Here is a 12,039-nt window from a genome sequence, read left to right as displayed (position 1 = left end):
CGGCGAGCGTGGGGACGTACCGATCCTCACCGAAGCAACGGAGCCCATGATGAGCACACGCCAACCCACCACCGCCGCACTGGAAGACCAGCCGGTCCCGGTGCGAGCCAAGCTCGCCGCAGCGTGGACGAGCTTCATGTTCCTGTACGCCTACGTGGACATCCTCGGCTTCTTCACGCCCGGCATCGTCGAGGACATCCTCGACGGCAAGGTCTTCAAATTCGACCTCTCACAGACCTTCTCGACCACCGCGCTGACGCTCATGGCCGTCCCGATCTTCATGGTCGTGCTGTCGATGACGCTGCCCGCGCGGGCGAACCGCATCACGAACCTCGTCGTGGCCGCGGTCTACGTCCCGGTCACGGCATTCAACGTGGCGGGCGGCTTCTGGCTGTACTTCTACGGCCTCGGCGTCGTCCTGGAACTGATCCTTCTCGCCCTCATCGTGCGGTACGCCTGGACCTGGCCCCGCACCGCACCGTCGGCGACCATGGCGACCGGTACGGCGCGAGGGACCGCGCGCCCAGCAGCACGCTGATGGGGACTGCGGCGCTTGCGGGTGGGGGCGCAGGTGGAGGAGCCTGCCAGTCGTGCCTGACGTGACGCCCGAGCTGGCCGAGCCCGAAGACGCGCGGGCGGTGCGTGCCCTGGTGCGCACCGCGTACGCGCCGTACGTCCCGCGCGTCGGCCGCGAGCCGGCACCGATGAACGAGGACTACGTCAAGGCCATCGAGGACGGCGACGTCCACGTCGTACGCGACGCTGGTGCGGTCGTCGCCGTCCTCGTGACGCGGGGCCGCGATGACCACCTCCTGATCGAGAACATCGCGGTCGAGCCCGGGCGGCAGGGGAGCGGGCTCGGCGGACAGGTCCTGGGTTGGGCCGAGGCGCGGGCGGCGAGTCTCGGGTACGGCGAGGTCCGCCTCTACACGCACGTGACGATGGTCGAGAACATCGCGTTCTACGGCCGTCACGGCTACGAGGTCACCCGGGTCGCGGAGGAGGACGAGTTCCGGCGGGTGCACTTCCGCAAGGTGCTGCACCGTCCGGGCGAGTCACCGTAGCGGCGCGGTCACCAGTCAGCGTCCCCGCGTGCGGTACCGCAGCAGGACGACGCCGTTGCCGAACCGGCGCTCGTCGAGGAGCTCCAGGTCGGTTCGGGAGTCAGTCGGCAGCGCTGGCTTGCCTCCACCGATGGTGGTGGGCCAGACGAACAGCTGGCACTCGTCAACGAGCCCGGCCGTGATCGCCTGAGCCGCCAGGTGTGCGCCACCGATGGTGATGTCGCCGCTGGCCGTGGCCTTCAGCTCGCGGACTGCGGGGTGGTCGAAGTGGCGCTCGACGCGGGTGTTGGCGGTCGACGCGGCGGTCAGCGTCGTGGAGAAGACGATCTTGTCCGCTGCCTGCCAGGCGGTCGCGAAATCGGCCAAGGCGTCCGACTGTGCTGCGAGCGTGGCGTCGGTCTCCCACACGGCCATGCTCTCGTAGAGACGGCGCCCGTAGAGGAACGTGCCTGCGGACTGCAGGAGCTCGGTGTGGCACTGGAACACCTCGGCGTCCCTCGGGCCGAAGTCGAAGGCGCCGTCCTTGTCCTCGATGTACCCGTCGAGCGACATGTTCGTCGCGTAGATCAGCTTGGCCATGTCATCGCACCTCGACGGTCGACGGGGAGGACTGGGAATCGGCGAGCGCGGCGTCCAGCTTGGCCAACGCTTCGCGCCAACCCTGCTCGGCACTGCCTGTCAGGTGCTGGGGGAGCCACTGACGGATCTCGAGGCGCGTGCGCCCGTCTGCCTCGTCGTAGAACTCGACGCGGACTCTCGTCTCGAACGGCTCGACGCCGTCCGGGAGCTGGCCGGCGACGTGCATGAGGCCGTCGAGGAGCTCGCCGACGGTGACGTCGGTGATGTCGACGTGGACGTGGACCCGGACACCGGGATCGGCTGCGGAGACCTCGGTCCACCGCTGGTGGCCGCCCGGGCGCACGTCGAAGTCGATCTCGTCGCGCGGAAGGGCATTGCCGATCGGCCCCCACCAGCTCACGAAGTGGTCCGGGTCGGTGAACGCGCGATAGACGAGGTCCCGCGGCGCGGCGAGCACGCGCGAGATGTCGATCTGCGGGGTCGGTGTCTGCATCAGGGCTCCTGGTGTTCTGAGGTCGTGGCGGCCTGCACCACGGCAAGGTGCGCGTCGAGGCGCGTGAGGGAGGAGTCCCAGAAGCGCCGGTAGCGATCGATCCAGTCGGCAGCGTCGCGCAGGGGAGCGGCCTCGAGCCTGCTCCCGCGCCACTTGCCCGACCGTGTCCGCGAGATGAGCGCGGCGCGTTCGAGGACCTTCAGGTGCCGCGACACCGCCGGCATCGAGATGGGGAGGGGAGCGGTGAGCTCGGTGACGGTGGCGTCGTGCTCGGCCAGCGCGACGAGGATCTCCCGTCGAGTCGGGTCCGCGAGCGCGGAGAACACCACGCTGAGTTGGTCGGTGCCGGCCATCCCATATCCCTTCACTTAACGAACGTGTTAAATGAAACGTGACGCGTGCTCACCTGTCAAGGGGTTCGCCGGGCCAATCGATCTCAGCGATTGGAAGTCATCTAAGTCGAGCGGTTTTGAGTACATAATGCCGGGGTGAGTATCGCTGACCTGCAGCCCCGGACCGGTCGCGCCCTGACGCGCGCCGAGCTGCGTACGGTCGTGGACCGCTTCGCCGCCGAGGTGCGGGCAGGCGTCTACGAGCCGACGTTCGACTGGAACGAGCGGTGGCACGTCCGCATCCACGCTGACGACGACGTCGACGTCTGGCTGATCAGCTGGACCAAGGAGCAGGGGACCGAGCTCCACGACCACGGCGGCTCCTCGGGCGTGTTCACCGTGGTCGAGGGGGAACTCACCGAGTACGTGTGGGCGGGTGCGCGCCGCGGCTCCGCCGGCCGGTTGGTCGACCAGGTCCGCACGGACCGTGAGACGGTCTCCTTCGGGCCGCGCTACGTCCACGACGTGCGCAACCATGACGATCGGCCAGCCGTGAGCGTGCACGCCTACTCGCCGCCGATCAGCCTGATGAACTACTACGACGCGACGGACGGCACCTTGGTACGGCGGGCCTCGGCGTGGACCGACGACCCGGAGACGCCCGCCCCCGAACGAGCCGGCGCATGACCTTCGCGGGCGTCGATGCCTGGCTCGACGACGCCAGGTCCGGCCTGGTGCGGGTCTCGCCGGAGCAGGCGGCGGCCGACGTCGACGACGGCGCGGTGCTGGTCGACATCCGCCCTGCTTGGCAGCGTGGTGCGGAGGGGGAGATCCCGGGCTCTGTGGTGATCGAGACCAACCACGTCGCGTGGCGCGTCCACCCGGACTCCGACGCCCGCTTGACGATCGCGCGACCGGGCCGGCGCTGGATCGTCGTCTGCAGCGAGGGCTACACCTCGTCGCTCGTGGCCGCGTGGCTCGTCTCCCTCGGCCTCGACGCCACGGACCTCGTCGGAGGCTTCCGCGCCTGGCGCGAAGCAGGGCTTCCCACCACGACGGGTACGACCGAGGTCGAGCACCGCGTCGGAAGCGGCGAGCCGATCGGCCGCGTCTCTGCCGCAACTCACTGAGGCGAGGCGCCTCGCGACTCGAGCCCGGCCGTGCTGTCGACACCCTCGACGGAACCCTCCCGATCTGCCCGCTCCCGAGTTTCGGTGCCGCGCACAACAGCGCACAACATCAGGCGGGGATGAACTCAGGGAGGCGCAGCATGGTTGTGTCGCGGTTCGCGTGAGCGGGCCAGGCCGTACCGAAGGGAGGGTACGGATGTCTGAGATTCCTGTGGAGTGCCAGCCGCTCGCCGAAGAGCTGACGGAGCTGCGTCGCTCCTACGCCCTGGCCTGGGAGAGCATGGCCCAGGCGCGTTCGGCCGACGAGCGGCGACAGGCGGCGCTGGAGGTGAAGGCGGCCAAGGATGCGGTGGACGTTCAGCAGCGCCGCCTGGATGAATGCCGTGGCTGCTTGGACCCGGCAGTGCAGACGTTGGTGGACCCGGGCGGGACCGGCGCGACGATCTTCTGTTCCGAGCCTCGGCTGGTCAGCCCGGACTTCCCGCAGTTCCCGTTGTTCACCGAGGACATGGGGCTCCCGGTGGTCGTGTCCTTCATCATCGCAGGGTGCGCTCACGACCGGGTGGTGGCCAGGCCGGGTTGGGAGGGCGCCTGGGACCCCTTTCCAAGGAAGTCCGCGTTCACCGTGGCCCGCAGGTTCCCCGACTACCTGACTATCGGCCGGGGCGCCCCGCCGTCGGTCGGCTTCACAACGGCGCCGTATGTCGTCGTGATGTCCACCTCCGGCAGCATCACGGTTCGTGATGGCCGGTTCGAGCGCTCAAGCGGACACCTGGACCTCGTGGTGGAGCTGCGAGTCATCTGGTCCCCGCTCTTCGAGCCCCCGCGCTGGCTGTGGGGGTTCTATGGGCTCGACTTCGGTCCCTCGACCTACTCCGGTCTGTTGACCACCCGGACAGTGCCCAAGACTGTCACCCCGACGATGCCGTCTGGGCCGCTCAACGGCGGTTCCCCGGTCGACTCCGCGGGCGCGATCACCCTCGTGGCGTCGGGCATGTTCAGCGGCGGGTTTGCCGCCGGACAACGCTTCGAGCTGACAGTGGTCGGCCATCTCGAAGGTGACCCCCGATGAACGCTTCGTCTCGCCAGCGCCGACCGACCGTACCTAGCTCACGTTCTGGTGCCTGGGCTGTGGTTGCGGGCGTAGGCGTGGCGCTGGCGGCGGGGGCTGGCTGCGCCGATACGGTCACCCCGACCGCGGCGGACACGACGCCGCCGCAGGTCCGCCTGGAGATCTGGAACCTGCCGCCCCAGGGTGGCTCTACCTCTACTGAGCAGCCAAGCGCCTGGGTCAACGCGATGCCGACCTCGGTGGAGGTGCGGATCGGAGGTCGGTACGAAGTGGCTGTCCGGGTCGAGGACCCCGAAAGTGGGGTTGCCGCCGTGCGGGTCGACCGCGACAACGGGTTCACCTCGTGCTCTCCCTCCGGTCGGGCACCGAACATCTCGGCCCCCGATCGGTTCCGGACCGAATCCTCCGGTCGTACCTTCTACCCCCCTGGCACCCCGACTCCCACCGCCCACCCTGCCTTCCGTCTCGTCAGTCTCGACGTGACCATCACCTCGGTCAGTCAGGGCTGTCTGCTCGGCGACAGCATCACCCAAGCACCTGCCACCATCCGGTTGTCCGAGGCAGTCAACGGCGCCGGGCTGCGGGCCAGGATCACCGGGACAACCGATCCGGCCGGCCCGAACGGATGGTTGGGCCTGACCTTTCTGAAGGTCCCCTGACCCGCAGGACGAACGGGCCCGGACGCGATCGCGTCCGGGCCCGTCGTACATCGCTGGCTGTTATGGCCTCGGCAGGAGGAACGGCACCTGGTCGCCGGCGGCGATGGTGAGGGTGTCGCCGTGGTGCCGGGTCACCTGACCGTTGGCATACGTCTCACCCGTGAAGTTCTCGATCACGCGGGTCGGCTGACCGGTCCGGAGCGTCGCCAGCGGCGCGTCCGTCTCGTCGAGCCACGTGATCAGCTGCTTGCCGAGCTGGTGCACGAGCCCCGGCCTCTGCGCGGCGAGGTTGGTGGTCTCCCCGACGTCGGTGGCGAGGTCGTACAGCTCGAAGGAGTTGGTCGTGTACTGGTAGTAGAGCTTCCACCGGCCGTCGCGGACGGTCGACCCCGGGCCTTGCACGCCGACGTACCCGGGCAGGTGGTGGAAGTGGTCGCGGTTGATCTTGGTGCCCTTGCTGAACGCCGGCCTCAGGTCGATGCCGTCCAGGGGCACGCCCGCCGGCAGCGTGGCCTGCGCGTACGACGAGAGCGTCGTGTAGAGGTCGGTGCTGTTGATGATCGTCTCGTTGGCGCGGCCGCCTCCGCGCACGAGCTTGGAGTTCTTGCTCCACACGATCCACGGGACGCGCACGCCACCCTCGTACAGCTGGCCCTTGTCGGCGCGCAGCGGCCCGTTGAAGGCGCCCGAGTTGACCGGGTCCTCCTCGCCGCCGTTGTCCGAGGTGAAGATCACCAGCGTGTTGTCGGCGAGCGGCTTGCCGCCGTTGCGCGGGTCCGGGGTCTCCTCGAGGTAGTCGATGATCCGCGCCACCGACTGGTCCACGCCCTCGGTCAGGGCGGCGTACGACGGCTTCGCGGGATCCTCGCCCGGTGCCTTCGCGCGGTACTTGGCCAGCAGGTCCGAGCGTGCCTGCGCGTCGTTGACCGGGAAGTGCGGCGCGTACTCGCTCACCCAGGCGAAGAACGGCTCGTCCTTGCTGCGGTCGATGAAGTCGAGGGTCGCGTCGGTCTGGGCGTCGGTCACGTGCTTGTCGGTGCCCACGAGCGCGTCGAGCTGCGCCTGGCTGACGCCCTTGCTGTACGGCGCGATGTTCTCGTCGACGTACTCCTGGGTGTAGTCGGCGCCGAACTGGTCCAGCGCCGGTGCGACCGAGTCGTTGAACTGGCCGTTGGTGGCGAAGTAGTAGGTGGCGTGCGAGTTCGGGCTCCCGCCCCAGCTCTCGTCGTACCCGTGGCTGGTCACGATCTCGTCGATCGAGCCGGTGACGTGGAACTTGCCGGTGTAGCCGGTCGTGTAGCCGGCGTTCTGGAGGTTCTCGCCGAGCGTCGTGTAGTTCACCGGGATCGCGGTACGGCCGTCCTCGGCCAGTCGTCCCTGCGTCACGCCGCGCAGCGGGCTGGTCGCCGAGCCCGTGATGGCGCCGACGGCGTACACGTTGTTGGTCGGACGCGTGGCGTACTGGCCGGTGTGCAGCGCCGTCCGTGTGGGGCTGCACTGGACCGACGCGTAGGCCTCGGTGAAGACCTGGCCCTCCTCGGCGAGCTGGTCGAGACGTGGCGTCTCGTTGAAGTCGTTGCCGTAGCCGCCGTTGGTCAGCCCGGTGCTCAGGTCGGACCAGCCGAGGTCGTCGGCCATGATGTAGACCAGGTTGGGACGCGGGGCAGCGGCCGGCGCCGCACTCGCAGGGACCGCCTGCGACGCGACGAGGGCGGGGGCGACGCTGGCCAACGTCAGGACGGCGGGCGCGGCGATCGCCGTGAACAGGTTCCGGGGAGGCATCGGGTTCCTTGTCTGGTGGTCGAGCAGGCTCTGATGTAAGTCGCGTGAACTACGCTAGTTTTAGCGCATGACGACCCCCGCCGACCTGCGACGACCGCTTTTACCTCTCGTTGATGAAATCCATGACGCGCAGTCTCACGGGAGTGGACATGTCGGGTCCTGCTGCGCGCCGGCTGCTACGCAGGCCGCGGGTGCCGGGGTCGGCCGCTCCGCTGATGGGGCGTCACCGGTCCCGCGTGGCGAGCGGAGCACCCGGGGCCAGGTCCGCATCCCTGAGGGCACGTTCTGGATGGGGGACAGCCACGGCGACGGGTACGCCGCGGACGGCGAGCAACCCGTGCACCAGGTTCGGCTCTCGGCGTACTTCATGGACACCAAGGCGGTGACGAACGCCCAGTTCGCCGCCTTCGTGAAGGCCACGGGGTACGTCACCGATGCCGAGCGCGACGGCGTGTCGGCGGTCTTCCACCTCGCGGTCGACGCGGCCCCGGCCGACATCCTCCGCGGCGCGGCCGGCGTGCCGTGGTGGCTGGCGGTGCGCGGCGCGGACTGGCGCCACCCGGCGGGCCCCCGCTCGGGCATCGGCGACCTGCAGAACCATCCCGTCGTCCACGTGTCGTGGCGCGACGCCCAGGCGTACTGCGCCTGGGCGGGCAAGCGGCTGCCGACCGAGGCCGAGTGGGAGCACGCCGCCCGCGGGGGACTCGACCGTGCTCGGTATCCCTGGGGAGACGAGCTCACCCACCGCGGCCGGTGGCGCTGCAACATCTGGCAGGGCGAGTTCCCGCAGCGCAACACGCTCGACGACGGCTACCTCACCACCGCGCCGGCGACCGCGTTCCAGCCCAACGGCTACGGCCTGCACAACACCGTCGGCAACGTGTGGGAGTGGTGCCAGGACGCCTTCCGGGCGACCGAGTACGCCGACCGGGCGGGGGCGAAGCCCGTCGTCGACCCGGTCGCGGGGGAGCCGTCCGGGACGGACGACGCTCAGGTACGGCGGGTGATGCGAGGGGGGTCGTACCTGTGCCACGACAGCTACTGCAACCGCTACCGCGTCGCCGCCCGCTCGTCCAACACGGCCGAGTCGTCGTCGGGCAACATCGGATTCCGGTGCGCCAACGACGTGGTGTGAGGGGCGCTGCAGAGCCGCGCCCTCACCACGAGAGCTGTGCCGGGAGGGCCTCACCCGCGATTGACTCTGACCGCCTCGCGAATCAACTCTTTGAACGCGCTCTCGTCCAGCTCATCGTCTTCATGAAGGTCGATCGAACGTCCGACGGGCGCCTCGAGGCTCGCATTGAACAGGTGGTCGGGGTCTTTCACCGACGAGCCTTTGGCAAAGTTCACCTTCACCTTGCCTTTGTAGGCTTCCAGCGTGCAGATGAGGCCGTCCAACGAGAATGCCGGGACGCCGTCAGGATTCGAGGGCTTTCGCCACTCGATCTCTTCGACCACGTCGGGCTCGGCCTCCTTGATCAACGATCGAACGTCCTCGATCCGAGCAACGCGCCAATCCTTGTCCATGGCCTCAAGGTACTTCGGCCGCTGAGGTGGCAGGCAGCGTGAACCTTGCCGCCTGCCACCTCGGAATTGCGGTGGTCAGCAGGTGCGGGAGTTGTATCCGGCCCAGTACGGACCGCCGCTCGGCGGGTAGAAGCGGTAGTTGCCGTCCGGAGACCGCTGCAGGACGAACTGGTGGGTGGAGTACGAGCTCCTCGAACCCGCCAGGCCCTCGTACGTCAGGTAGAGCCAGCCGCTCTGGTTGTCGCGCTGGAACAGCCTGCTGTCGGCCTTGCTCCAGGTGTTGCGACCGGCCGACCCGTCGGCAGTGAGGCCCTTGTCGCGCTGGTACTTCTCGGTCGCGGCCGCGGTCTGCGCGCCGAAGGCACCGTCGATCCCGGACGACGGGAGGTACCCGTTCGCCCAGAGGATGGTCTGCCACAGGCACGTGGCGTTGGAGACGCGGTTGGTGGCCTGGCTGACGACACCCTCGTCCCCGAAGTCGTCGGTCACTGTGCCGGCGCCGTAGACGTAGGCCCGCCCGCTGTACGAGCCGTCGGCTGCGGCAGGCCCGGCGAGACCGACGATCAGGCCGAGGGCCAACGCCGCGCTCGTCGCGGGAAGGCCGGTACGACGGAGCCGATGACGGATGGATTCACGCAAGGACGATCTACCTCCTTGGTCGAAGATCTGGACCAGGCGCCATTGCCTGCTGGACGTGGGGACGCTAACAGAACTCATCGTGACGAGAATTGTTCGCTCCATAATCGCGCGGGTCACGTGATCGGGTCCGCTTTGCCCGGCATGGCCTCGCGTGGTTGGACGGGGGGTGCGGTGCCTTCGATGGTCGTGAGATATCCGCCGCCCCCTCGGTGATCAGTCCGATGTACCAGGGAAGAGGATCGTCGTCAGCGCCGGTGGGATCCGCGTAGACCGCGATCTTGCCCTCGTCCTAGGTGAACACCGGCTCTCTGCAGCAGTCCCATGCGGCCGCCGGGCGATTGTCTGGTAGACCGAGCCGTGCGGAGGGTTTGTCGGTTAGAAGCTTGCTCGTCACGGTCCGCCATCCCTCGATGCACAGTTCCCCTGGCTTAATTCGCGGCACCAGCCAGGAAGTCGGGGCTGGGGTGTTGCGGCGGTCTCTGCCCCTACCCTCGGCGGCGGTTCCGAGGGGCTTTCGGGGGACGGGACGAGTGTGGCTACCGCAGCGATCGCCGCCGCAGCGCCGAGGGCTAGCGCGAAGCGGGACGCCTCGCCGGTGCGTAGTAGATCTCCCGTGGGGCATGGCGCTTCGAACTCGTGGCCTTCGTGGATCGTGCGCCATCAGGGACTCGAACCCCGAACCCGCTGAGAAGCGGAGAGCGGTTTCCGCGAGTACGGTCAAGTGCTCAGAAATGTACTCTGACCTGCGATGATGCTCGACCGAGTACCTCGCTAGTTCTTGCTGGTTGGTGCCGTTTCGCGTCCAATGACGGAGCATAAACCGGAGGTTCTGGCGGTGGCCGTCGCGTCGGTGTGCTGCAGATGCTCTGCTCTCGGCTATGCGGTTTTCTCCGACACGTTGTGCCAGTCTCTACGTCATGGCACTGAACTGGAGGTCGCGCTTCGCTGAGTCCGTCGGCTCGAGGCACCCGTCGCTGCTCGATGGTGATGCTGACAACTTTGATCTCTCGTTGGATCGGCTGACTCTACTTAGTGGGTCCGAGATCAAGTTTCCCACCGTAGGGGTCACTGTCCTCGTGGGAGCGAACAATGTCGGCAAGTCAACCTTGCTTCGAGAAGTGGCCGCCGAGATCAGTCGACACCCTGGGCATCCGGCGACTCCCCGACTGATCCTGCAGGACCTCGAACTTAAGCGAAGCGGCGAGCCGAGGGACGCGATCGCATGGATCGGCGATCATTCGACCTTTGTCGTGTCCCCGCAACAGGCTGCGTTTCACGCAGCCCGCGGAGCGACCCTAGATCCGGGCACCATCGACTTCATATGGCAGCAGCACGGCGTCGCGATGGGCGAGATAGCCAATGTTGTCCTCCACTACAGCCACGCGCAGGATCGGTTCAGCTTTGGTGGTTCCGCAGAGATGCGTGCGTCTATCAGCGACCCCCCGACTGATCCTGTCCACCACCTTCAAGACTCGCGTGCCCTCTTGGAGGACCTGAGCGGAATCACAGCAGGTGCGTTTGGGCAGCGATTAGTTCTCGACTCACTCGGCCGAACGATTCAACTCCGAGTGGGCTCGATCGATGTTGAGCCCCCACCGATCGACAACATATCGTCCGAGTACCGCGATGCAATGGCCGCACTTCCCGTGCTGGATCAGCAAGGCGACGGTATGCGAGGCTTCATGGGCCAGCTGCTGCCTCTGGTCACATCAAGTTTCAAGATCATCGCGCTTGATGAGCCTGAGGCGTTCCTGCATCCGCCGCAGGCGCACGGCCTAGGCCAGGAACTCGGCCGATTTGCGGTCGACAAACAAGTTCAGGTCATCATCGCGACGCACGACCGCAACCTTCTCGCGGGCCTCCTGGACTCGGGCGTGGACGTGTCAGTCGTGAGACTTCAACGCGAGGATACGAGCACAATCGCCCGACAGCTCGACGCTGAAAAAGTGACCGAGCTATGGCGCGACCCCGTACTGAAATACACGAACGTGCTTGACGGCCTTTTCCATCATGCCGTTGTGCTGGCTGAGGCTGAAGCCGACTGCGCCTACTACGGTGCAGCGCTGGACGAAACTCCAGAAACCTCCTCCGGTCGCGATCTGCTCTTCGTTCCCACTGGCGGAAAGGACGGTATGCCACGTGTCGCCGGCTCGCTGGTTGCTGTCGGCGTGCCGGTCGTCGCGAGCGTTGACCTCGATCTGCTCAGTGACCAGAGCAAGGTCAAACGTCTCGTAGAAGCGGTCGGCGGGAACTGGACTGGAGAGATGAGCGCTCACTGGCGGCAGGCAACGAACGATGTGCGCGCCCGACGTGAGGTCGCCACGGTGGGCGATGTGAGAGTAGCCGTCGACTCAGTACTACGTGGCCACGAGATCGAGCCCTTTACGCCGGAGCTTCAGGCTCAGGTCAAGGCACAGATTCGGACTCAGGGATCTCGGTGGCAACCGGTCAAAGACTACGGTGTGGCAGCCTTCACCGGCTCGGCTCGCGCGGCTCTCGACGCGTTGCTGGAGTCCCTCGACGAGTCGGGCGTCGTGCTGGTGAAGCCTGGTGAACTGGAGCGTCTTGCCCCAGAGGTACAGGTGAGTAAAGGCCCAGAATGGCTGCCTGCCGCACTCTTGGCTCGCTCCCAAGCGAACGCCGAGACGCAGGCTCACGTGAGCCGGATTCGCCAAGCGGCCAAGCGCGCGCAAGTAAGTCGAACCTCCTGACGTTTGCTTGGATGGCACGCGGCAACGGATCAAACGACAGGAAAGATGGCA

General features: G+C 67.4%; 14 protein-coding genes. 8 read left to right on the top strand and 6 right to left on the bottom strand.

The window, feature by feature from the left end; translation table 11 throughout:
- The first annotated feature begins 49 nt into the window (after nucleotides 1-49).
- Nucleotides 50-538 (top strand): DUF6326 family protein, encoded by a 489-nt coding sequence (locus ACQSSQ_RS20460; protein WP_431328980.1) that lies wholly within the window; start codon nucleotides 50-52, stop codon nucleotides 536-538.
- A gap of 52 nt (nucleotides 539-590) precedes the next feature.
- Nucleotides 591-1,064, top strand: a complete 474-nt coding sequence (locus tag ACQSSQ_RS20455) for a GNAT family N-acetyltransferase (RefSeq protein WP_431328979.1) — start codon at nucleotides 591-593, stop codon at nucleotides 1,062-1,064.
- A 15-nt stretch (nucleotides 1,065-1,079) separates the two neighbouring features.
- Here ACQSSQ_RS20455 and ACQSSQ_RS20450 read toward each other — a convergent pair whose 3' ends face one another.
- The 3 genes from ACQSSQ_RS20450 to ACQSSQ_RS20440 are packed head-to-tail and all read right to left on the bottom strand — an operon-like array spanning nucleotide 1,080 to nucleotide 2,489.
- Nucleotides 1,080-1,643, bottom strand: a complete 564-nt coding sequence (locus ACQSSQ_RS20450; protein WP_431328978.1) for a dihydrofolate reductase family protein — start codon at nucleotides 1,641-1,643, stop codon at nucleotides 1,080-1,082.
- Between the two features lies 1 nt (nucleotide 1,644).
- Nucleotides 1,645-2,136, bottom strand: a complete 492-nt coding sequence (locus tag ACQSSQ_RS20445; RefSeq protein WP_431328977.1) for an SRPBCC family protein — start codon at nucleotides 2,134-2,136, stop codon at nucleotides 1,645-1,647.
- The gene (locus ACQSSQ_RS20440; protein ID WP_431328976.1) at nucleotides 2,136-2,489 is read right to left on the bottom strand and encodes an ArsR/SmtB family transcription factor; all 354 of its coding nucleotides are present in this window, start codon (nucleotides 2,487-2,489) and stop codon (nucleotides 2,136-2,138) included. Before ACQSSQ_RS20440 ends, ACQSSQ_RS20445 begins: the two co-directional genes overlap by 1 nt.
- Before the next feature lie 135 nt (nucleotides 2,490-2,624).
- Here ACQSSQ_RS20440 and ACQSSQ_RS20435 point away from each other — a divergent pair, with 135 nt between their 5' ends.
- From ACQSSQ_RS20435 to ACQSSQ_RS20420, 4 genes are all read left to right on the top strand, one after another.
- Nucleotides 2,625-3,155 carry a cysteine dioxygenase gene (locus ACQSSQ_RS20435; protein WP_431328975.1) on the top strand — a complete coding sequence of 177 codons (531 nt, stop codon included), beginning with the start codon at nucleotides 2,625-2,627 and terminating at the stop codon, nucleotides 3,153-3,155.
- Nucleotides 3,152-3,598, top strand: a complete 447-nt coding sequence (locus tag ACQSSQ_RS20430; protein ID WP_431328974.1) for a rhodanese-like domain-containing protein — start codon at nucleotides 3,152-3,154, stop codon at nucleotides 3,596-3,598. Before ACQSSQ_RS20435 ends, ACQSSQ_RS20430 begins: the two co-directional genes overlap by 4 nt.
- A gap of 196 nt (nucleotides 3,599-3,794) precedes the next feature.
- A complete protein-coding gene (locus ACQSSQ_RS20425; RefSeq protein WP_431328973.1) occupies nucleotides 3,795-4,670 on the top strand; it encodes a hypothetical protein in 876 nt (291 codons plus the stop codon).
- Between the two features lie 77 nt (nucleotides 4,671-4,747).
- Entirely contained in the window at nucleotides 4,748-5,329 is a 582-nt protein-coding gene (locus ACQSSQ_RS20420; RefSeq protein ID WP_431328972.1) for a hypothetical protein, read from the top strand.
- 60 nt (nucleotides 5,330-5,389) lie between these two features.
- Here ACQSSQ_RS20420 and ACQSSQ_RS20415 read toward each other — a convergent pair whose 3' ends face one another.
- Entirely contained in the window at nucleotides 5,390-7,111 is a 1,722-nt protein-coding gene (locus tag ACQSSQ_RS20415; RefSeq protein ID WP_431328971.1) for a sulfatase-like hydrolase/transferase, read from the bottom strand.
- Nucleotides 7,112-7,400: 289 nt separating this feature from the next.
- Here ACQSSQ_RS20415 and ACQSSQ_RS20410 point away from each other — a divergent pair, with 289 nt between their 5' ends.
- On the top strand, nucleotides 7,401-8,246 hold the full coding sequence (locus ACQSSQ_RS20410; RefSeq protein ID WP_431328970.1) for a formylglycine-generating enzyme family protein: 846 nt from the start codon (nucleotides 7,401-7,403) through the stop codon (nucleotides 8,244-8,246).
- Between the two features lie 50 nt (nucleotides 8,247-8,296).
- Here the strand turns inward: ACQSSQ_RS20410 and ACQSSQ_RS20405 are convergent, their stop codons facing one another.
- A complete protein-coding gene (locus tag ACQSSQ_RS20405) occupies nucleotides 8,297-8,638 on the bottom strand; it encodes a DUF1801 domain-containing protein (protein ID WP_431328969.1) in 342 nt (113 codons plus the stop codon).
- Nucleotides 8,639-8,713: 75 nt separating this feature from the next.
- Nucleotides 8,714-9,277 carry a peptidoglycan-binding domain-containing protein gene (locus ACQSSQ_RS20400; protein ID WP_431328968.1) on the bottom strand — a complete coding sequence of 188 codons (564 nt, stop codon included), beginning with the start codon at nucleotides 9,275-9,277 and terminating at the stop codon, nucleotides 8,714-8,716.
- Between the two features lie 917 nt (nucleotides 9,278-10,194).
- Here ACQSSQ_RS20400 and ACQSSQ_RS20395 point away from each other — a divergent pair.
- The gene (locus ACQSSQ_RS20395; protein WP_431328967.1) at nucleotides 10,195-11,988 is read left to right on the top strand and encodes an ATP-dependent nuclease; all 1,794 of its coding nucleotides are present in this window, start codon (nucleotides 10,195-10,197) and stop codon (nucleotides 11,986-11,988) included.
- The last annotated feature ends 51 nt before the right edge of the window (nucleotides 11,989-12,039 follow it).

It is taken from the genome of Mumia spirodelae (assembly GCF_050632745.1).
In the GTDB taxonomy this organism is placed as follows: Bacteria; Actinomycetota; Actinomycetes; order Propionibacteriales; family Nocardioidaceae; genus Mumia.
The sequence above is the reverse complement of the archived record's forward strand: the minus strand, read 5'-3'. Positions and strand labels throughout refer to the sequence as shown.